Below are 20,477 nucleotides of genomic sequence, written 5' to 3' on the forward strand. Positions count from 1 at the left end.
CGCCCGGCCGACATCGCGTGGTCGTGAGCACCCCCGAACATCGGATAGACTTCTGGGGTTGCTCCGGGAACGGAGTGATCACACCGCGGGGTGTGGCGCAGCTTGGTAGCGCGCGTCGTTCGGGACGACGAGGTCGCAGGTTCAAATCCTGTCACCCCGACAGCCACGGCCCTGGTTCCACTCGGAACCAGGGCCGTTCTGCATTTCCGCGGGCTCTCCTTGTTTCCGGATCAGCCGTCGTCCCGCCCGGCGGCCGAACGGGTCGCCGCACAACGAGAACCGGTCCGCACCAGGGCCTCCCCCGGTGCGAATCGGTTCCGGTAGTGCATCTCCACCCCGCACCCGCACCGGCACGGTGCAAGCCAGGTCGGCGTGCCGCTGGCCGGGTCGACGCACAACAAGAACCGGTCTGCACCAGGGCTTCCCGCGGCGCAAACCGGTTCCGGTAGTGCCTGTCCAGGCCGAACCGGCGCAGGGCGAGCCAGGCCGGCGTGCCGAGCAGCCGGCAACCGGCTGGGTCGCCGCACAACGAGAACCGGTCCGCGCCAGGGTTTCCCGCGGCGCGAACCGGTTCCGGTAGTGCTTGTCCATGCCGAACCGGCGCAGCGCGAGCCAGGCTGCGTGCCGGCCCGCGCCCGCCAGCGGCGCCGGCCGCTCCCCTACGCCACCGCGACGCCCGGGCGGACCAGACGCCCCTCGGCGTGCAGCCCGGCGACGACCTCGAGCGCCTGGTGCCGGTAGCGCGCCTGTGCGGCGCCCGGAGCGACGATGACACCGTCCGCCCCGGTCGACTCGACCAGGTCGTTGATCTTCGCTGCGACCTGCTCACGCGTGCCGTACGCCTGACGCTCGGTGCGGGCGGCGATGAACCGACGCTCGCGGTCCGAGAACTGGTAGGCGCGCGCCTCGTCCATGGACACCGGCTCGGGCTTCGTGCCCTGACGCATCCGGATGAAGGAGATCATGCCCGGGGCGCTCTGCTCCTCGACCACGGCGGGGTCCTCGTCGGTGACGACCTGCACGCCGATCAGTGCGAGGGGCTCCGACCGGAAGCGGGACGGCCGGAACGACTGGTGGTAGAGCGCCAGTGCCGCTTCGGTGTTGTCCGAGGCGAAGTGGTGCGCGAACGCGAAGGCGATGCCGAGTGCACCGGCGACCTGCGCGCTGTACCCGGAGGAACCGAGCAGCCAGAACTCGGGCACGTCGCCGTAGCCGGGGACGGCGCGGATCCGGGAGAGCGGGTTCGACTCCTCCATGCCGGTGAAGAACCCGATCAGGTCGGCGAGCTGCTGCGGGAAGTCGTCGACGTCCAGGCGGTCGGTGCGACGCAGCGCCATCGCGGTCGCCCCGTCCGTACCGGGTGCGCGACCGATGCCGAGGTCCACGCGGTCGCCGTACAGGGCGCGGAGGGTGCCGAACTGCTCGGCGATGACGAGGGGTGCGTGGTTCGGCAGCATCACACCACCGGATCCGATGCGGATGGTGGAGGTCGCGGCTCCGACGGCGCTCAGCAGCACGGCAGGTGCGGACGACGTGATGCCCGGCATGCCGTGGTGCTCGGCGACCCAGATCCGTTCGTAGCCGAGCTGCTCGGCTCGGACGGCCATGTCGATCGAGCCCTGCAGGGCTTCGGTGTTCGACTGGCCGTACTCGCGCGTGGCGAGGTCGAGGACGGAAAGGTGCAGGGGTGCGTCACTCATGTCGGAGCCAACGTGAGCCGCCCCGAGACCATTCCGCGCCTCCAGTCCGGGACGGAGCGTCAGCAGTCCGGGACGGAGCGTCAGCAGTCCGGGACGGAGCGTCAGCAGTCCGGGACGGCGCGTCAGCGCTCGGCGGCGCCGTCCAACCGCCCACCGGACTCGGTGAGGTAGCAGTTGGCGCAGAGCGACTCGTACTCGACGTCCGTGCCGTCGATGGCGACCTGTGACCCGTCGAAGACGAACTGCCCGTGGATCTTCCGCGCGTTGAACACCGCCTTGCGTCCGCAGCGGCAGATCGTCTTGAGCTCTTCCAGGGAGTGCGCGACCTCGAGCAACCGCCGGCTGCCGGGGAACGCCTCGGTGCGGAAGTCGGTGCGGATGCCGTACGCCAGGACCGGGATCTGGTCGAGGACGGCGATCCGCAGCAGGTCGTCGACCTGCCGGGGGGTGAGGAACTGGGCCTCGTCGACGAGCACGCAGCTGACCGGTCGGACCATGCCGTCCAGGCGCGCGGACTCCGGGTCGGTGGCACCGGCCTCGGCGACGGCGGCACGGACGTCCACGTCGGCGGGCAGCACCACGTCGACGGTCCGGGTCACACCGAGCCGCGAGACGATCTCACGGTCGCCCTTCGTGTCGACGGCGGGCTTCGCGAGCAGGACCCGCTGACCGCGCTCCTCGTAGTTGTAGGCGGCCTGCAGGAGTCCGGTGCTCTTGCCGCTGTTCATCGCGCCGAAGCGGAAGTAGAGCTTCGCCACTACGCGAGGAACCCGTCCTCCGCCGCACGACGGATCAGGTCGGACTTCTTCGACGCCGGGCGACCGACCTTCGCGTACTTCTCGCGGACGCGGCGCAGGTAGGTCTTCGCGGTCTCGTACTGCACGTTCATCTGCGCGGCGACCTCGTTGGTGGAGTAGCCGGAGACGTACAGGCGGAGCGCTTCTTCTTCACCGTGGCTGAGCTTGGGCCGCTGGTGGGCGCTCGCGCCGGTGGGCAACGGCCGCCACTCGCGCTGCGCGGGGGTCTCGCGGGCGACGCCCATGACCTCGCGCGCGATGTCCATGACCTCGCGCATCGGCAGGGACTTCGACAGGAACGCGGCCGCGCCGGCGGCGAGCGACCGGTCGCGGGACTCGCGGGCGTCGACGCTGGAGAGCACGATGACCTTCGCACCGGCGGCACGGCAGGTGCGCACCCGGGCTTCGATGGAGACGGGCTCCTTGAGCTGGAAGTCGAGGAACACCAGGTCGGTCGGGAAGCTGTCGCTGTGCACCATCTCGAGCCAGGTGTGTGCGGTGAGGGCCAGGTCGAAGTCGAAGGCGTTCACCGCGATCCAGCTCGACAGGCTGTCGAGCAGGACCTCGTGGTCGTCGAGGATGGCCAGGCGCACCCGTCGCGAACCCGGGGTCGGCATCGACGGACCGCCCTCCGCGAGACGGTTCGGGTCAGTGCTGGTCATACGAGAACCTTAATGTCAGTGACGATGGTCGGACGGCGACGTCGGTGTCGGGGAACGTCACGCGGAGCACGGCGAAGTAGGGATCGAACGTCCGGTGGATCCCGACGTCGGAGTCCGCGACCACGACGTCGAAGGTCATCCCGACCCGCGGCGTCGTCGAGCCCGCGGCACCGGCCGTCGGTCTGGCCGCTGGCCCGTCCGCACCCAGGCCGGGCGCGAGCGCGCCGACGGGGGCGACCGTGACCCGGACGCCGGCCGGGTCGACCGTCGCGGAGCCGAGCAGCGCCCGGACGAAGGTCCGGACGACGGTCCGCTGGTCCGCGTCCATGGCCGACGCCAGCCCCTCCGGGTCGTGGACGGTCGCCGCGGCGTCGCCCGACACCCGGACGGCGTACTCGAGCCAGGTCCGGTCCGCCTCGGCGACCATCGCCTGGCGTATGCCGTCGGCGATCGCGCGTGCTCGAGCACGGTCGGCGTCGGTGATCGAGGCGCGGGTCCGGAGCTCGGCGAAGAACGGTGCGACGTCGCGCGCCAGGATCGTGGACCGGTCCTGCTGGACGCTCGCGGTGATGCCGTCGCGTTCAGCCCGCTCGACGGAGTAGGACCCGGCACGGATCTGGACCCGTTCCGCCAGACCGGCGAAGGTCCGCGCGAACACGGCGGCCGCGGCGGTCAGGACCAGGGTCGGCGCAGCCGCCAGGAACGCGGCCACGGACACCGGGACGCCGGCCGGGTACACCGCGGCGACCGTCCCGGCGGTCACGCCGTTGACAACCGCCAGGACGAGCCCGCCGACGACCAGGTCCACCCACGGCCGGTACGGCGCGACCTCGACGATGCCGACCGCGCACAGCAGGACCATGAAGTCGTTGACGAGGGAACGGTCCGGCCCCCACTGCGCCGCCGAACTGGTCACGGTCGCGGCCGCGAGCAACGCGACGTGGGCGACGAACGACCAGCGCGGGAACGGCGCACGGAACGGACTGGAGGCGCTGATCACCACCACCGCGGAGGCCGCCAGCAGCAGGACGGTCAGGGCACTGACCGTCGGGGTGCCGACGACGTCGCGGTCGAACAGGGACACCAGGCTCGCCCAGAGCACCCCGCCGGCGCCGATCACGACCGCGAGGGGTCGGGACCCCATCGCGCCGAGCGGGTCGTACTGCTGAGCGGTCCGGCGGCCGCTGCCGCTGCCGCTGCCGCGGTCCGCGCGGCCGGCGGTCACGACGCACGCTCCACGTCGTCGTCACCGGCGAGGTGCACGACCGGCGCGGAGCCGATCGTCGCCGCGTACGGGACGCTCATCATCACGCTCGTGCCGGAACCGGGCGACGACCACACCTGGACGTCGCCGCCGACGCGGCCGATGCGTTCGCGGACGGAGTTCCGGAGGCCCATCCGGTCGGCGCCGGTCGCCTGCTCGTCGAACCCGCGCCCGTCGTCGACCACCATCACGGTGCAGGCCGCACCGTCGTCGAAGACGCTGACCTCGGCGGTGTCGGTGCCGGCGTGCTTGAGGACGTTCGCCAGGCACTGCCCGACGGCGCGGACGACGGCGGTCATGGCCCGCGGATCCAGGCGCCCGACGGACGACGGGTCGCCCGTCACGGCGACCTGGAGGCCCGCGGCCCGCTGCTCGTCGATCATCCGCTCGAACGCGGTGACCGCTTCGGACGCGGCGTCGGCCGCATCGGCGCCGTCCGACGCGGCGGCGTCCCCTGCGAGCCAGGCCCGGCCGGTGAGCATCGCGACGTCGGACTCCATGGTCCGGGCGAGGTGCTCGTCCATCGGTCCGGCCGGTGCGAGGGCGATGGCGTTGAGGTGGTTCAGGACCGTGTCGTGCAGGATCGCGGCGGCTTCTGCCTCGATGCCGGCGCGGTACGCGGTGACGTGTTCTTCCCGGGCGGACCGCAGCAGTTCGGGTTGGACGCGCTCGGACCGCGCGGTCGACCGGCTGACCGCGACGACGAGCGCGATGACGAAGCCGAGCGTCACCCAGGCGAGCACGAGGGGGTGGTCAGGGCCGCCGGACCGAGCAGCTGCGACGGAGGTCACGACCCTCCCGACGGTGAAGCCGGACACCGACCAGAGGACGACACGGAGGGTGCCACTCCCCGATCCGCCGATGAGGACGAGCGGCACGACGACCAAGGACAGCAGGTAGGAGCTGACCCAGGGGACGTCGGCGAGTTCACGTTGCACGACCGTGGCGAACCACCACGCGCAGATGCCCCCGACGACGAGGAAGGCCGCGCCGGACCGCCAGGTACCGACATGCGTGTGCACGGCGATCATGACGAGCATCGGCACGACGGCCAGGACGGCGCCGAGGACGTGGTCGTTCGGGGCGTCGAGACGGTAGAGGACCAACAGCAGCGCCGCGGCCACGAGGGAGCCGATCGCCGCCGCGTGGAAGGCGCGCACCGTCGACCACGCGTTCACCCGAGGGGCGAGATGCGTGGGGATGCCGAGCACCGGGGCTGTCCTTCCGTGCGGTCGAGGGGTCACGGAGCACCCGGACAACGAGTGCTCTCCACAGCCGACGACCGTTCGGGAGGTCGTTCAGCGGCGGGGGCGCCACCATCGATCCAACCACGATGCACGAGGTGGTGTACCCCGATCAGGTCCTCAGGCGGCAGACCGGACCATGGTACCGGCGACCACCGACCCTCTGCTGTCCCCCGGACACGGGCTCGTGGACCTCCGACGAGTCAGAACAGCCGCGGCCCGCCGGGACCGGACGACGTCCGCCGGACCGGGGCCGACGTCGGCGACGGCGCCAGCGACGGCGACGACGAAGCAGCAGTCCGCGCTGGCTGCCGCCCGTTCGTCGGTCGGTACTCGGCCCGGTGGGCGTACCCGGGGTCGGCGCGCTTCAGTGGCGACTGGTCGGACGTGCGCGGGACGGCGTCGTCCGAGAAGCCCATCGACCCGGTAGCGGGGTCGACCTGCCCGAGGGACAGCCCGTGCTCACGGAGGATGGGGCGGACCCGCTCAGCCAGCCACCGCCGGTAGTCCTTCGGCGCGTAGGTGTTGTCGAGGTACATCGCCCGGTACCGGCCGACCAGGTCCGGGTGGGTGCGGCCGAGCCACTCGTACCACCACGGCTTGATGCCCGGCTTGAGGTGCAGCGCGGAGTACATCAGGCTCGTGGCACCCGACGCCGCCGCGCGTCCGACCGCGTCCTGCAGGTGGGCCCGGGTGTCCGTGATGTAGGGCAGGACCGGCATGAGGAAGACCGAGCAGTCGAGTCCGGCGTCTCGGACCGCACGGACGGTCGCCAACCGGGCCGAGGTCGTCGGCGTCCCCGGTTCGACGGACTGCTGCAGGTCGTCGTCGTACACTGCGATCGACATGGCGATGTCCACCGGCACGGACTTCGCCGCTTCGACCAGCAGCGGGATGTCCCGGCGGAGCAGGCTGCCCTTGGTGAGGATGCTGAACGGCGTCCCCGACTCCGCCAGCGCTCGGATGATGCCGGGCATCAGGCGGTAGCGTCCCTCGGCCCGCTGGTACGGATCGGTGTTGGTGCCGAGTGCCACCGGGTGCCGGTCCCAGCTCGGCTTGGCGAGTTCGCGCGTCAGGACGTCCGCCACGTTGGTCTTCACGACGATCTGCTGGTCGAAGTCCGCGCCGCCGTCGAACTCGAGGTAGGTGTGGGTCGGGCGGGCGAAGCAGTACACGCACGCGTGGCTGCACCCCCGGTAGGGGTTGATGGTCACCCCCCAGGTGCCGCCGTCCGCTCCCCCGACCTTGTTCAGCGCCGACTTCGCCAGGACTTCGTGGAACGTCACGCCGGCGAACTCCGGGGTCGTCACACTCCGGACGAACCCGCTGTTCGACTCGAGCCCGGGGAGCATGTCGCTCCGCTCGGCCGTGATCGCCTGTCCGTCCCACCGCATGCACTCATTCGAACACACGTTCGAACGGGGCGCAAGGCGACCGAAGTCAGCGGTGCAGTCCGAGCACCGCCGCAGTGCGGTCGAGTGTGGCGTCCGCCAGCGCGGCGTCGTCGCCGAGGTCCTGCCCGTACGTCGGGACCATCTCGCGCACCGTGGGCTGCCAGCCGTCCCACCGGTCCGGGAAGCACTTGCGGAGCATGCTCAACATGATCGGCACCGCCGTCGACGCACCCGGCGATGCTCCGAGCAGCCCGGCGATCGAGCCGTCCGCCGACGTGATGACCTCGGTCCCGAACTGCAGGACGCCGCCCTTGTCCTTGTCCGGCTTGATGACCTGGACGCGCTGGCCGGCCGTGATCCGGTGCCAGTTCTCGGGCTCGGCTGCGGGCATGAAGTCGCGGAGGGCGTCGAACTTGGTCTGCTTGGACGCCAGGAGCTGCCCGATCAGGTACCGGACCAGGTCGAAGTTCGAGAACGCGACGCTGAGCATCGGCCGCAGGTTGTGCGGCCGGATCGAGGCGAACAGGTCGAGGACCGAGCCCTGCTTGAGGAACTTCGGGCTGAACCCGGCGTACGGGCCGAACATCAGCGAGGCGCTGCCGTCGACGATGCGGGTGTCCAGGTGCGGCACGGACATCGGCGGAGCACCGACGCTCGCCTTGCCGTAGACCTTCGCCGAGTGCTTCTGCACGACCTCGGGGTCATCGGTGCGGAGGAACTCGCCGGACACCGGGAACCCGCCGTAGCCGCGGATCTCCGGGATGCCGGACTTCTGCAGCAGCTGCAGGGCGCCACCACCCGCACCGACGAAGACGAAGTCCGCCGCGATGCGCTGCTTGGTTCGACCGACCTCGTTGCGGACGTCGAGCACCCAGCCGTCGGACACCTTCGAGCGGACGATCTTCGTGACGCGGTGCGACGGCTCGAACTCGAGCCCGTCGATCTCGAGCCGGTCGAACAGCTGTCGGGTCAGCGAGCCGAAGTCGACGTCCGAGCCGGCCGCCGAGTAGGTCGCCGCGATCGGCTGGTCCTTCTTGCGGCCCGGGATGAGCGCCGGCGCCCACTTGCGGATCTGCTCGGCGTCCTCGCTGTACTCGAGCCCCGCGAACAGCGGGTGGTCCTTCATGGCGTCGTAGCGGGCACGCATGTAGGCGACGTTGTCCGCACCCCAGACGAACGAGATGTGCGGCGTCGGGTTGATGAAGCTCTTCGGGTCGGGCAGGGTGCCGTCCTCGACCAGGTGCGACCAGAACTGGCGTGACACCTGGAACTGCTCGTTGACCGTCACGGCCTTCGCGATCTCGACGCGACCGTCCGGCAGCTCTGGCGTGTAGTTCAGCTCGCAGAGTGCGGAGTGGCCCGTCCCGGCGTTGTTCCACGGGTTCGAGGACTCCTGCGCTGCCGAGCCGAGTCGCTCGTAGACGCGGATCTTCCAGTCCGGCTCGAGCCGGTGGATGATCGCGGCGAGCGTGGCGCTCATGATCCCTCCCCCGACGAGGACGACATCGATGGGGTCCACCTGCTTCACTGCCACCCGTCGAGCCTACCTCCGTTCCCTGCGCGGCCGCGGATCACCTTGCACCTGATGGTCGATTGCGATCCCACATATCTCATACAGTGTTGGGGTTCCTGGCCCTCCACCGAAAGCACACCATGCGCCGCACCACGACCATGGCCGGGCTCGTCGCCGTCCCCCTCCTCGCGACCGCCCCGCTCCTCGCCGTCTCCACGTCGGCTTCCGCCCAGACCGTCGTCGACGCGACCACGTCCGACTCGACGGTCACCAGCACGCTCCGCCTCGCCGGCTCGAACGGCTTCGTCGCCGTGGGCAGCGTCGACGGCGTCGAGCAGGCACACACGAACGCCGCCACCGCCGACGCCGTGCTCCACCCGGAGCCCGGCGCCAGCGGTCCGCTGATCATCGGCGATCGGTGCTTCAGCCCGCTCAACGGACCGGGTCTGCCCTACGCGCTCGTCATCGACGCCACCGACCCGTCGCGGTGCCTCACCATGCGCACCGTCGCGAGCGCCGACGGTTCGCTCCGGTTCGTCGCGGACGACGCACTCTCCCCCGGCAACGGACTGACGCTCGAGCAGACCCCCGGGTCCTCCGCACTCCGTCTCGGCGACGCCGGCTCCGACTTCGACGTCGTCACCCGCGGGGAGTTCACGGCTCCGGAGCTCACCGAGACGACGATCACGGTCGGTTCCGACCTGGCCGGCACCGCGCAGCCCGGTGCCCACGTCGTGGTCGTCCGAGGTACCGACGTGCTCTGCGAAGCGGACGCCGCCGGCGAGGACGCCTCGCAGCCCGGCGCGTGGTCGTGCGCCGCCGACCTGCAGGTCGGCGAGCACGACCTCGAGCTCTACGGCGTCTCAGCGGCGAACCAGCCGGCAGGCCCCCGCGCGGTGCACGTCGTCGTCGCCGACGCCAGCACCGATCCCGGGACGGATCCGGGCACCGACCCCGGCACCGACCCGGGCACCGACCCCAGCCCCGAGCCCGGACCCGACCCCGACCCGGGCACCGACCCGGACCCGGCGCCCGGCGTCGATCCCGCCCCCGGCGCCGGATCCCTGCCGGGTACCCCGTCCGCGACCACCGCACCGACGCCGACCAGCAGCCCGACGGCGACGGCAGCACTCCCCGATCGGCTCGCCTACACGGGTGCCGAGGTCGGCACGGCCACTGCCGCCGCCGGCGTGTTCCTCGGCCTGGGTGGTCTCCTGACCGTCCTGCGCCGACGCCTGCGTCGGTCCTGACCCACCGGCACCACGACGGACGGGAGGCCCGCTACCAGCTGGTAGCGGGCCTCCCGTCCGTCGTGGCGTGCGTCAGGACGCGGCAGCACCGGCCGTGGCGCGGCTCGCGACCACGACCTCGGCGATCTGCACCGCGTTCAGGGCGGCACCCTTCCGCAGGTTGTCGTTGCTCACGAACAGCGCCAGGCCGTGTCCGGCGGGTGCCGACTGGTCGGCGCGGATGCGACCGACGAAGGTCGGGTCCTGCCCGGCCGCCTGCAGCGGGGTCGGCACGTCGGAGAGTTCGACGCCCGGGGCGGACGCGAGCACCTCGGTCGCACGCTCCGGCGAGAGCGGGCGCTCGAACTCGGCGTGCACCGAGATCGAGTGGCCGGTGAAGACGGGCACGCGGACGCAGGTGCCGGCGACGAGCAGGTCCGGCAGGTCGAGGATCTTGCGGCTCTCGTTGCGGAGCTTCTGCTCTTCGTCGGTCTCGCCCGAGCCGTCCTCGACGATGCTGCCGGCGAGCGGGACGACGTCGAACGCGATCGGACGGACGTACTTGACCGGCTCGGGGAACGTCACGGCCGAGCCGTCGTGGGTGAGCGCCGCGGTGTCCTGCTCGAGGGCGGCACGCGCCTGCCCGAGCAGTTCCTCGACACCCGCCAGTCCGCTGCCGGAGACCGCCTGGTAGGTGGTCGCGACGAGGCGACGCAGACCGGACTCGGTGTCGAGTGCCTTGAGGACCGGCATGATCGCCATCGTGGTGCAGTTCGGGTTCGCGATGATGCCCTTCTCGGCGGCGGCGATCGCGTCCGGGTTCACCTCGCTGACCACGAGCGGGACCTGCGGGTCGAGCCGCCAGGCGCTGGAGTTGTCGATGACGAGCGCGCCGGCGGCGGCGAAGCGGGGCGCCAGCGCACGGGACGCCGACGCACCCGCCGAGAAGAGCGCGATGTCGATGCCGGACGGGTCAGCGGTCTCCGAGTCCTCGACCACGATCTGCTGACCGCGGAACGGCAGGGTGGTCCCCGCGGACCGGGCGCTCGCGAAGAAGCGGACCGTGTCCGCCGGGAAGTCGCGCTCCTCGAGCAGACGGCGCATCACGGCACCGACCTGACCGGTGGCGCCGACGACCGCGACGGTGAGCTGGGTGTTGTCGGACTGCATGGTGCTCCTGCTCGGGGTCAGCGGCCGGTGCCGGCGTAGACGACGGCCTCGTTGTCGGCGTCGAGACCGAACGCCTCGTGCACGACGCGCATGGCCTCGTTCAGGGTGTCGGCTCGGGTGACGACCGAGATGCGGATCTCCGACGTCGAGATCATCTCGATGTTGATCGAGGCGTCGTGCAGCGCGCGGAACAGCTGCGCTGAGACGCCGGCGTTGGTGCGCATGCCGGCACCGACGAGCGCGAGCTTGCCGATCTGGTCGTCGTACTGGATGCCCTCGTACCCGATGTCGGACTTCGAGACCTCGAGCGCCGTCAGGACGCTCTGACCCTGGTCCTTCGGCAGCGTGAACGAGATGTCGGTCCGGCCGGTCGATGCCGCCGAGACGTTCTGCACGATCATGTCGATGTTCGCTCCGGCGCGCGCCACGATCGTGAAGATCTCGGCTGCCTTCCCGGGCTGGTCGGGCACGCCGACGACGGTGATCTTGCCCTCGGAGAGGTCGCCGGCGATGCCGGTGATGATCGGTTCTTCCACGGTTTCCCCCTCGGCAGGGTTGTAGACGATGGTGCCCTCGACGTTGCTGAACGAGGAACGGACGTGCAGGGTGACTCCGTGCCGACGGGCGTACTCGACGGCGCGGATGTAGAGGACCTTCGCACCGGATGCTGCGAGCTCGAGCATCTCCTCCGTCGTGACCCGGTCGATCTTGCGGGCCTTCGGGACGATGCGGGGGTCGGCGGTGAAGATGCCGTCGACGTCGGTGTAGATCTCACAGACGTCGGCGTCGAGCGCGGCGGCCAGGGCGACGGCGGTCGTGTCGGAGCCACCGCGGCCGAGGGTGGTGATCTCCCCCGTGGTGCGGTTGAAGCCCTGGAAGCCGGCGACGATCGCGACGTGCCCGGCGTCGAGTGCTTCCCGCACGCGCTTCGGGGTGACGTCGACGATGCGGGCCTTGCCGTGCTGGGCGTCCGTGAGCATGCCGGCCTGGCTGCCCGTGTACGACGAGGCTTCGACCCCGAGGCTCTTGATCGCCATCGCGAGGAGCGCCATCGAGATCCGCTCGCCCGCGGTGAGGAGCATGTCGAGCTCACGTCCGGCCGGGATCGGCGTGACCTCGTGCGCCAGGTCGACGAGCTCGTCGGTGGTGTCGCCCATCGCGGACACCGCGACCACGACGTCGTTGCCGGCCTTCTTCGTCTCGACGATGCGCTTCGCCACGCGCTTGATGCTCTCGGCATCCGCGACGGACGAACCACCGAACTTCTGCACGATCAAGGCCACGGGCACGCACTCCTGGGGACGGTTCTCCGCGACGTCACGCGGCTCGACAATCGTAGACGGTGTTCCACGGATGTTGCGTCCGAGCGGGTCGGCACGCAACGATCCCGCGTGGGCACCCGGACAGGTCGCTCGACCGGCGGGCAGTCCGGGGTGCGGGTCCGGGTCAGCCGCCGACGACCCGACGACCCTCGAACGCACGGCCGAGGGTGACCTCGTCCGCGTACTCCAGGTCGCCGCCCACCGGCAGCCCCGAGGCCAGACGGGTCGTGCGGATGCCCATCGGGACGAGCAACCGGCTGAGGTAGGTCGCGGTCGCCTCACCCTCGAGGTTCGGGTCCGTGGCGATGATGACCTCGTCCACGGTGCCGTCGGCGAGCCGCACCATGAGTTGCTGGATCCGCAGGTCGTCCGGTCCGACGCCGTCGATCGGGCTGATCGCCCCACCGAGCACGTGGTAGAGCCCCCGGAACTCGCGGGTGCGCTCGATCGCGGCGACGTCCTTGGCTTCCTCGACGACGCAGATCGTCGCCGGCGACCGTCGCGGGTCTCGGCAGATGCTGCACTGCACGTTCTCGGTGACGTTGCCGCAGACCTCGCAGAAACGGACCCGCTCCTTGACGTCCGCCAGGAGCTCGGACAGGCGGGTCGGGTCGAACGACTCGGTCTGCAGGATGTGGAACGCGATCCGCTGCGCCGACTTCGGACCGATGCCGGGCAGCCGCCCGAACTCGTCGATGAGGTCCTGCACGATGCCGTCGTACATCAGATCGTCCCCTCGGTCAGCGACGTCTCCTCGATGAACTGCGCACCGAGGATCTCACGCACGACCGCCTCGCCGTAGCGTCCGGGGACGGGGGCACGACGGGCGCCTGACGGCGCCTGCTGGGCCTGACGGGACGGCTGCGCCTGGGCGTTCGGCTGCTGCGGAGCGGTCGGCTGCTGTGCGGCAGCCGGCTTGGCTGCAGCGGGCTGCGACGGGACGCGGCCGGACGGTGCGGAACGGCCGTGACCGGGGTCCGGGAAGGGCGCGCCGTCGTCGAACGGCTCGTCGTCCAGCGGGTAGTCGTCCACCGGGATCGCGTCGGCCGGCACGGGAGGCGCGGCGGACCCGGACGGGGACGCTGCGGTCCTCGATCGGGTCGGCTCCGGCGACTGTGCGGGCGCAGCTGCCTCGGCAGGCGCGGTCGTCTCGGCAGGCGCGGCCGTCTCGGTAGGCGCGGCGCGCTCGGCCGGGGCGACGGTGGCGTCCGACGGGACGACGCCGAAGGGCGCGCCCCACGCGGGGACGACGTCCTCGGGCACGGCACCGGTCGTCGGGTCCGACGCGGGGATCGTCGCGACGGCCCACTCGGTGACCGGTCCGGAGTCCTGGGCTGCGGGCTGCGCGGGGGCTGATCGCTCGGGAGCTGATCGCTCCGCGGCGGGACGCTCGGATGCGGGGCGCTCGGGAGCGGATGCTCCCTGCGGGGCGGAACGCTCCGGCGTGAGGCGTTCCGACGTCTGGCGTTCCGGCGCAGACGGCTGCGACGCCGACGCCGGATCGGCCTGCGGCTGGCGCTGACCCTGCGGCGCGCGCTGTTCGGGCTGCTCCGGAGACTCTGCCTGCTTCGGCGCCGAAGCCTGCTGCGGCGCCGTGGTCCGGGCGGACTGCTCGGGCTTCGCCGGGGCCTGCTGCACCGGCGTTGGCTGCGGGGGCGCCTGCTGCGCCGGCGGCTGCTGTGCGGGTGCCTGCGCCGGCCGGGCACCGGCAGCGCCCGGTCCGCGTGCCACGAACTTCACCCGGAAACCGAGCAGGTCCGTGATCGCGCTGCGGAGGTGCTCGCTGACGCTGGTGTCCGGCCCGCTCATCTCCTTGAACGAGGCCACGTCCTGCTGGCTCGGGAACGTCAGGGTCAGGACGTCGTCCTTGAGCGCGGTGACCTGTGCCGTCGCGACGACCGCCCACGCCGAACGCTTGGCGCGCTGGACGTGCTCGACGATCTGCGGCCAGGTGTCCCGCATCTGCTGCAGACCGACCGGGGTCACGGAGCGGACCGCGGGCTCGGACCCGATGACCGTGCCGACTCCGGTGGAGGACGGCGAGGCCTGTCCCTCGGGCTCGGAGTCTCCGGCAGAGCCGGGCTCTGCCGTGGCAGGTTCCGGCTTCCGGGTGGTGGTGTCGGTCGCCGGGACCGCGGCGGCCCAGGACGCTGCGGCGTCGCGTGCCGCTTCGCCCGGGCCCTCGTCCGTGTGCGAGGCCGGGGCCTCGGGAGCAGTGGAGGCAACGGGAGACGCGGTGCTGGTCGGAGCGGCACCCGCCGGAGCCGGTGGGGCGGCGGACGCAGCAGTCGGCACCGAGGCCGAGGGAGCAGCCACGGGTGCCGCAGCAGGCGCCGTCGGAGCAGATCCCCCCGGAGCAGATCCCCTCGGAGCGGACGTCGTCGGAGCGGACGTCGTCGCGGCCGGCATCGTCTCCGGCGGAGCCTGGTGTCCGCCGGCATCGCCGACACCGACGCGACGCTCGAGCCGCTCGACACGGGCGAGTGCACCGCGCTGGGTGTCGTCGGCCTCGGGCACGAGCATCCGGGCGACCATGAGTTCGAGGTGCAGTCGGGGCGAGGTCGCACCGGTCATCTCGGTCAGGGCACGGTTGGCGATGTCGGCACCCCGGGACAGCGCGGTGGCACCGAAGACCCCGGCCTGGCGGGACATCGTGTCGAGCTCTTCGGGCGAGATGCCGCGGAGGACCGCACCGGCGCTCTCGTTGGTGGCCGCGACGACGATCAGGTCGCGGAGGCGTTCGAGCAGGTCCTCGACGAAGCGGCGCGGGTCCTGACCGGTCTGGACCACGCGGTCGATCGCCGAGAACGCGGACGCTGGGTCAGCCACGGCGAGCGCGTCGACCACGTCGTCGAGCAGGGCGGCGTCGGTGTAGCCGAGCAGGGCGACGGCCCGCTCGTAGGCGATCGCACCGTCTTCGCTGCCGGCCATCAGCTGGTCGAGCAGCGACAGGGTGTCGCGCACCGAGCCGCCGCCGGCACGGACCACGAGCGGCAGCACACCGGGGGCGACCGAGACGGACTCCTGCGTGCAGAGCTGCTCGATGTACTCGAGCATCGTGGCCGGCGGGACCAGGCGGAACGGGTAGTGGTGGGTCCGGGACCGGATCGTGCCGATGACCTTCTCGGGCTCGGTGGTGGCGAAGATGAACTTGACGTGCTCGGGCGGTTCCTCGACCAGCTTGAGCAGCGCGTTGAAGCCCTGCGGCGTGACCATGTGCGCTTCGTCGAGGATGAAGATCTTGTAGCGGTCGCGCGCCGGGGCGAAGACGGCACGGTCGCGGAGGTCACGGGCGTCGTCGACACCGTTGTGGCTGGCGGCGTCGATCTCGATCACGTCGAGGGAGCCACTGCCGCCACGCGCGAGTTCGACACAGCTGGGGCAGACGCCGCACGGGGTGTCGGTCGGGCCCTCGGCGCAGTTCAGGCAGCGCGCGAGGATGCGTGCCGAGGTCGTCTTGCCGCAGCCGCGCGGGCCGCTGAACAGGTACGCGTGGTTGACGCGGTTGGTCCGGAGTGCGGTGCGGAGCGGGTCCGTCACCTGCGACTGCCCGATCAGCTCGGCGAAGTTCTCGGGCCGGTAACGGCGATACAGGGCGGTGACCACGCGACCAGGGTAGTCGGGACCGCCGACACCTCGACACCGCTCTCCACAGCCCGTCCGACGGCGATCGAAACAGAGCGAGCACGCCCCAGAAACGAAGAAGACTCCTCACGCACGGAACCAACACAGCCCCGGTGCCCATCGCGAGCACGCCCCAGAAACGAAGAAGACTCCTCACGCACGGAACCAACACAGCCCCGGTGCCCATCGCGAGCACGCCCCAGAAACGAAGAAGACTCCTCACGCACCCGCCAGAGCCCGGTTACCCTTGCTGCGTTTCCGCCCTGGGGGAGTTGGCCTGGATGGCGTCACGTGAGGAGCCGCTGAACACTCTACCGGACGGAAGGAGCAGCATCGAACCCATGAAGATCGCCATCGCAGGGGGACACGGCCAGATCGCCCTGATCCTCGAACGCCTCATCACCGAAGCCGGACACGACGCCATCGGCATCGTCCGGAACCCCGCGCACGTCTCCGACGTCGAACAGACGGGTGCGCGAGCACTGGTCGCCGACCTGGAACAACTGGGTGAGGACGAGCTGGCGCTCCGCCTGCGCGGTGTGGACGCGGTGGTGTTCGCCGCGGGCGCCGGGCCGAACAGCGGTGCCGAGCGGAAGCTCTCGGTGGACCGGGACGCCGCTGTGCTCCTCGCCGAGGCCGCGGTGCGCCTGGACATCGAGCGCTTCGTGATGATCTCCGCGATGGGCGCGGACGCGTACGACCCGGAGCGTGCGAAGCTGCCCGCCCAGGACGAGGACGACGTCTTCCAGGTCTACCTCCGCGCGAAGGCCGAGGCGGACGCGAACGTGCGGATGCGTCGGTTCCGGTGGACGATCGTCCGCCCGGGCGGCCTCCTCGACACCCCGCCGCAGGGCACGGTGACGGTGGGTCGCACGGTCCCCCGCGGTTCGATCCCCCGCGCGGACGTCGCGGCCGTCGTCCTGCACGCGCTGCTCGACGACACGGCGGTCGGCAAGCAGTTCGAGGTCACCAGCGGTGACACGCCGATCCCGGCCGCGCTGAACGCGCTCGGCTGACGGAACGGAACCCTTGACGGACCGGACCGTTTGACGGACGGGAGGCCCACCACCGGTCCGGTGGTGGGCCTCCCGTCCGTCAGGGGGTCGCGCCGCGCACGACGCCGGCCGACGGGACGACGCTGGTCAGAGCGCGACCGCTGCCGACTGCCGCGCGATCTCGAGTTCCTCGTCGGTCGGGATGACGAGGACCGCGACACTGGAGGCGTCCGTCGAGATGCGGCGAGCCTCCTTGGAGTGCAGCTCGTTGCGGTCCGGGTCGATCTCGATGCCCAGGTGCTCCAGGCCGGCGAGCACCCGACGGCGGAGCAGGGCGTTGTTCTCCCCCACTCCCGCGGTGAACACGACGGCGTCGAGCCCGCCGAGCTGGGCGGTGTAGGCGCCCACGTAGCGGCGGATCCGGTGGCGGTACACGGCGAGCGCCGCCTCCGCCGTCTCGTCGCCCTTCGTCGCGGCGTCCTGGACGTCGCGCATGTCACCGCTGCCGGTCAGGCCGAGGAGCCCCGACTGCTTGTTGAGCATGGTGTCGAGTTCGTCGAAGGACAGCCCGGCCTCGCGGTGCAGGTGGATGAGCACAGCCGGGTCGAGGTCGCCGGAGCGGGTGCCCATCACGAGGCCCTCGAGGGGGGTGAGCCCCATCGACGTCTCGATCGACTTCCCGCCGTCGATGGCGGCGGCCGACGCCCCGTTGCCGAGGTGCAGGACGATCGTCTTCAGCTCTGAGAGCGGCCGGTCGAGGAAGACCGCGGCCTGCTCGGAGACGTACTTGTGGCTCGTGCCGTGCATGCCGTAGCGGCGGATCTGGTACTGCTCGGCGAGGTCTGCCGGGATCGCGTACGTGTACGCGTGCGGCGGCATCGTCTGGTGGAACGCGGTGTCGAACACGGCGACGTGCGGGACGTCCGAGAAGACCTGCTTCGCGGCCCGGATGCCCTCGAGGTTCGCCGGGTTGTGCAGCGGCGCGAGGCTCGACAGGTCGTCGATCTCCTGCTCGACCTCGTCGGTCACGACGGTGGCCTGGTCGAACCGGGTCCCACCGTGCACCACGCGGTGACCGACGACGGCCGGCGGGTGCTCGTCGAAGGACGGCCCGACCTTGCCGAACGCGTCGATCATCGCCTGGAAGCCGGCGGCGTGGTCGGGGACCTCGGCGCTGTCGTTCGACGAGGTCTCCCCGGTCAACGCGTTGGTGTGCTTCCACGACCCGCGGGACTCGCCGATGCGCTCGACGAGTCCGGACGCGAGCGTGCGCTCGTCGTCGAGCTCGATGAGCTGGTACTTGAAGGAACTCGAGCCGGAGTTGACGACGAGGGCTGCACTCACGAGGGGTCGCTTTCTGTTCGAGCAGTCGGCGCTGCTTCGGTTCGAGCGGTTGGCGCTGCCGTGCCCGCCTGGATCGCGGTGATGGCGACGGTGTTCACGATGTCGCTGACGAGCGCGCCGCGGGACAGGTCGTTGATCGGCTTGCGGAGCCCCTGCAGGACCGGTCCGATCGCGACCGCCCCGGCCGAGCGCTGCACCGCCTTGTACGTGTTGTTGCCGGTGTTGAGGTCCGGGAAGATGAAGACCGTCGCCTGCCCGGCCACCGGGGACCCGGGCATCTTCGTGCTCGCGACCGTCGGGTCGGCGGCGGCGTCGTACTGGATCGGTCCCTCGACGGGCAGGTCGGGACGACGCTCGCGGACGAAGGCGGTGCCGGCACGGACCTTGTCGACGTCCGCACCCGACCCACTGTCGCCGGTCGAGTAGCTGAGCATCGCGACCCGGGGCTCGATGCCGAACTGCGTCGCGGTCTCGGCGGACGAGATCGCGATGTCGGCGAGCTGCTCACTGGTCGGGTCCGGGATCACGGCGCAGTCGCCGTACACCAGGACGCGGTCGGCGAGGGCCATCAGGAACACGCTCGACACGATGGAGGTGTCCGGCCGGGTCTTGATGATCTCGAACGACGGCCGGATGGTGTGCGCCGTGGTGTGCTTCGCGCCGGACACCATGCCGTCGGCGAGCCCGAGCTGCACCATGAGCGTGCCGAAGTACGAGACGTCGGTGACGGTGTCGCGGGCGAGCTCGACGCTCATCCCCTTGTGGGCGCGGAGGGCCGTGTACTCCTGGGCGAACCGCTCGCGCAGCTCCGGGTCGAACGGGGAGAGCAGCTGCGCGGCGTCCAGGTCGAGTCCGAGCTCCGTCGCGCGTGCGCGGATGGCGGCCGGGTCGCCGAGGATCGTCAGGTCACACACCTGCCGCTGCAGCAGCGTCGACGCCGCGCGGAGGATGCGGTCGTCGTCACCCTCGGGCAGGACGATGTGCTTGCGGTGCTCACGCGCCCGGTCGATCAGCCCGTGCTCGAACATCAGCGGCGTCACCACCCCGGACGGCGTCAGCTGGAGTCGGGCGAGCAGCGCCTCGGCGTCGACGTGCCGCTCGAACAGCGCCAGGGCCAGGTCGGCCTTGCGGGGCGAGTCGGCCGCGAGCCGCCCGCGCGTCTGCGTGATGCGGAGTGCGGTGTCGTAGGTGCCGAGGTCGCTCTGGGCGATCGGCAGCGAACTCGACAGGCCCTCGAGCAGCCGGGAGATCTGCGGAGCGGTCTCGAAGCCGCCGTTGAGGATGACGCCGGCGATGCTCGGGAACGTCTCCGACTCGTTGGCGAGCAGCGTGGCGATGAGGACGTCGTTGCGGTCGCCCGGGACGACGACGATGCCACCCTCGATGAGCCGCGGCAGGACGTTCTCCATGCTCATGCCGGCGACCACGGTGCCCAGGGCCTCCCGGTCGAGCAGCGCGTCGTCGCCGCGCACCAGGGTCGCGCCGGTCGCGGCCAGCAGGGCACGGACGGTCGGGGCGACGAGGACCGCGTCCTCCGGGATCGCCCACACGGGGGCGTCCGGGTGGTGGTCGTGCACCGCGGTGCTGACGCTCGCGACGATCGATTCGAGGGCGTCCGGGTCGGAGCGGTTCACCACGACGCCGAAGAGCTGGGCGTGTTCGGCGCGGAGTTCACTCGTGGTGACGTCGGCGACCTGCGCCATGTCGTCCGCGGTCCGGGGCGCGCGCTCGGCCGAGTCCCGACCGCCGAGCACCAGCAGCACGGGCGCGCCGAGGTTCGCCGCGACCTTGGCGTTGAAGGAGAGCTCCGTCGGGCTGCCGACGTCGGTGTAGTCGGAGCCCAGGACGACCACCGCGTCGCAGCGTCGCTCCACCTGGCCGAAGCGGGTGATGATCGTCGCGAGGGCCGCGTCCGGGTCCGCGTGCACGTCGTCGTACGTCACCCCGACCGCGTCGTCGTACGGGATCTCGACGGCGGTGTGCTGGAGCAGGAGCTCGAGGACGTAGTCGGGTTCGGCGACCGACCGCGCGACCGGTCGGAAGACGCCGACGCGTCCGACGGTGCGGGCGAGCGTCTCGAGCACGCCGAGTGCGACGGTGCTCTTCCCGGTGTGTCCTTCGGCTGACGTGATGTAGATGCGGGTCGACACCTTCCCCAGGGTAGACCTCGCATGTGCTCGGACCTCCGGAGCACCCGTGAACTCCGGGCCCGGCACAGG

Annotated in this window: 15 protein-coding genes, 1 tRNA gene and 1 other RNA gene; 3 read left to right on the forward strand and 14 right to left on the reverse strand. The window is 71.3% G+C overall.

Going from position 1 to position 20,477, the window contains the following annotated elements; translation table 11 throughout:
- The first annotated feature begins 86 nt into the window (after positions 1-86).
- Positions 87-160, forward strand: a tRNA-Pro gene (locus tag DEI97_RS11510).
- Positions 161-659: 499 nt separating this feature from the next.
- On the opposite strand, the gene DEI97_RS11515 is transcribed toward DEI97_RS11510, so the two are convergent.
- The 7 genes from DEI97_RS11515 to DEI97_RS11545 form a co-directional block, all read right to left on the reverse strand.
- Complete coding sequence (locus DEI97_RS11515) at positions 660-1,700, reverse strand: LLM class flavin-dependent oxidoreductase (RefSeq protein ID WP_111074312.1); 1,041 nt, start codon at positions 1,698-1,700, stop codon at positions 660-662.
- A gap of 122 nt (positions 1,701-1,822) precedes the next feature.
- On the reverse strand, positions 1,823-2,458 hold the full coding sequence (locus DEI97_RS11520) for a thymidine kinase (protein ID WP_111074313.1): 636 nt from the start codon (positions 2,456-2,458) through the stop codon (positions 1,823-1,825).
- The gene (locus tag DEI97_RS11525; RefSeq protein ID WP_239539788.1) at positions 2,458-3,159 is read right to left on the reverse strand and encodes a DNA-binding response regulator; all 702 of its coding nucleotides are present in this window, start codon (positions 3,157-3,159) and stop codon (positions 2,458-2,460) included. Before DEI97_RS11525 ends, DEI97_RS11520 begins: the two co-directional genes overlap by 1 nt.
- Positions 3,146-4,384 carry a hypothetical protein gene (locus tag DEI97_RS11530; protein WP_111074314.1) on the reverse strand — a complete coding sequence of 413 codons (1,239 nt, stop codon included), beginning with the start codon at positions 4,382-4,384 and terminating at the stop codon, positions 3,146-3,148. The genes DEI97_RS11525 and DEI97_RS11530 overlap by 14 nt, the downstream gene beginning before the upstream one ends.
- The gene (locus DEI97_RS11535; protein WP_111074315.1) at positions 4,381-5,634 is read right to left on the reverse strand and encodes a sensor histidine kinase; all 1,254 of its coding nucleotides are present in this window, start codon (positions 5,632-5,634) and stop codon (positions 4,381-4,383) included. The genes DEI97_RS11530 and DEI97_RS11535 overlap by 4 nt, the downstream gene beginning before the upstream one ends.
- 236 nt (positions 5,635-5,870) lie before the next feature.
- Positions 5,871-7,061 (reverse strand): Rv2578c family radical SAM protein, encoded by a 1,191-nt coding sequence (locus tag DEI97_RS11540; protein WP_258376660.1) that lies wholly within the window; start codon positions 7,059-7,061, stop codon positions 5,871-5,873.
- A 46-nt stretch (positions 7,062-7,107) separates the two neighbouring features.
- Positions 7,108-8,595, reverse strand: a complete 1,488-nt coding sequence (locus DEI97_RS11545; RefSeq protein WP_111074316.1) for a malate:quinone oxidoreductase — start codon at positions 8,593-8,595, stop codon at positions 7,108-7,110.
- A 119-nt stretch (positions 8,596-8,714) separates the two neighbouring features.
- Between DEI97_RS11545 and DEI97_RS11550 the strand changes: the two genes are divergently transcribed.
- A complete protein-coding gene (locus DEI97_RS11550; protein ID WP_111074317.1) occupies positions 8,715-9,824 on the forward strand; it encodes a hypothetical protein in 1,110 nt (369 codons plus the stop codon).
- 72 nt (positions 9,825-9,896) lie between these two features.
- Here the strand turns inward: DEI97_RS11550 and DEI97_RS11555 are convergent, their stop codons facing one another.
- The 5 genes from DEI97_RS11555 to ffs all read right to left on the reverse strand — a co-directional run bounded on the left by DEI97_RS11555 (position 9,897) and on the right by ffs (position 16,223).
- Complete coding sequence (locus DEI97_RS11555) at positions 9,897-10,973, reverse strand: aspartate-semialdehyde dehydrogenase (protein ID WP_111074318.1); 1,077 nt, start codon at positions 10,971-10,973, stop codon at positions 9,897-9,899.
- A gap of 17 nt (positions 10,974-10,990) precedes the next feature.
- The gene (locus tag DEI97_RS11560) at positions 10,991-12,256 is read right to left on the reverse strand and encodes an aspartate kinase (RefSeq protein ID WP_110824600.1); all 1,266 of its coding nucleotides are present in this window, start codon (positions 12,254-12,256) and stop codon (positions 10,991-10,993) included.
- 163 nt (positions 12,257-12,419) lie between these two features.
- Entirely contained in the window at positions 12,420-13,019 is a 600-nt protein-coding gene (gene recR, locus DEI97_RS11565; RefSeq protein ID WP_111074319.1) for a recombination mediator RecR, read from the reverse strand.
- The gene (locus tag DEI97_RS11570) at positions 13,019-15,901 is read right to left on the reverse strand and encodes a DNA polymerase III subunit gamma and tau (RefSeq protein WP_111074320.1); all 2,883 of its coding nucleotides are present in this window, start codon (positions 15,899-15,901) and stop codon (positions 13,019-13,021) included. Before DEI97_RS11570 ends, recR begins: the two co-directional genes overlap by 1 nt.
- Before the next feature lie 225 nt (positions 15,902-16,126).
- An RNA gene (gene ffs / locus DEI97_RS11575) (signal recognition particle sRNA small type) lies at positions 16,127-16,223 on the reverse strand.
- Positions 16,224-16,260: 37 nt separating this feature from the next.
- On the opposite strand from ffs, the gene DEI97_RS11580 reads away from it, so the two are divergent.
- Complete coding sequence (locus DEI97_RS11580) at positions 16,261-16,935, forward strand: SDR family oxidoreductase (protein ID WP_111074321.1); 675 nt, start codon at positions 16,261-16,263, stop codon at positions 16,933-16,935.
- Between the two features lie 126 nt (positions 16,936-17,061).
- Here the strand turns inward: DEI97_RS11580 and DEI97_RS11585 are convergent, their stop codons facing one another.
- Both DEI97_RS11585 and pta read right to left on the reverse strand, forming a co-directional pair.
- Positions 17,062-18,258, reverse strand: a complete 1,197-nt coding sequence (locus DEI97_RS11585) for an acetate/propionate family kinase (RefSeq protein ID WP_111074322.1) — start codon at positions 18,256-18,258, stop codon at positions 17,062-17,064.
- A complete protein-coding gene (gene pta / locus DEI97_RS11590; protein WP_111074323.1) occupies positions 18,255-20,408 on the reverse strand; it encodes a phosphate acetyltransferase in 2,154 nt (717 codons plus the stop codon). Before pta ends, DEI97_RS11585 begins: the two co-directional genes overlap by 4 nt.
- Positions 20,409-20,477 lie beyond the last annotated feature (69 nt).

It is taken from the genome of Curtobacterium sp. MCLR17_032 (assembly GCF_003234795.2).
Classification (GTDB): domain Bacteria; phylum Actinomycetota; class Actinomycetes; order Actinomycetales; family Microbacteriaceae; genus Curtobacterium.